We start from the raw sequence: 607 nt of genomic DNA on the forward strand, positions 1-607 counted from the left end.
GGCACGACGACCTGCGGCTGATCGACTCCACTCCACTGCCCTGCGCAGCCTCCCGCGAGACCGTCAAACGCTCCGACCTGGCCGGTCACGCCGGATACGGCTACTGCCGCAGCCACTCCCGCTACTTCTGGGGGTTCCGGCTCTACCTGCTCACCACCGCCGAGGGCATGCCCATCTCCTGGTGCCTGGCGAACCCCAAGCTCGGCGAGCGGGAGGTGATGACCGCACTGCTGGAACGCGACCATCACCTCGTCCGCGCCGGACAGGTCATCCTCGCCGACAAGGGCTTCGCCGGGAAGGAGTTCGAGGCATTCATCACCGAACGGCTCGAAGGCCATCTGGTACGTCCGGACCGCAAGGACGAACCCACCCGGCATGGACGCCTGGCCCGATGCCGCCAGTGGATCGAGGCGGTTTTCGACACCCTCAAGGGCCAGCTCAGCCTGGAACAGCACGGCGGAAGAACACCGGCCGGAGTCTTCGCCCGCACCGGCCAACGACTCCTCGCCCTCGCAGCAGCCATCTGGCACAACTGGACCACCGGAGCCGAAGCCAAGCGATCCCTGATCGCGTATGACCACTGAGGACATCAGACTCACTCATCTAG

1 protein-coding gene is annotated in these 607 nt (G+C 66.1%); it reads left to right on the plus strand.

Annotation, left to right across the window (positions count from 1 at the left end; all coding sequences use genetic code 11):
* Positions 1 to 584, plus strand: a 584-nt coding sequence (locus VT50_RS36975; RefSeq protein WP_079343975.1) for an IS982 family transposase, incomplete at its 5' end; no start/stop codon positions are given.
* Positions 585 to 607: the final 23 nt, after the last annotated feature.

Source organism: Streptomyces antioxidans (genome assembly GCF_000968685.2).
GTDB classification, from domain to species: domain Bacteria; phylum Actinomycetota; class Actinomycetes; order Streptomycetales; family Streptomycetaceae; genus Streptomyces; species Streptomyces antioxidans.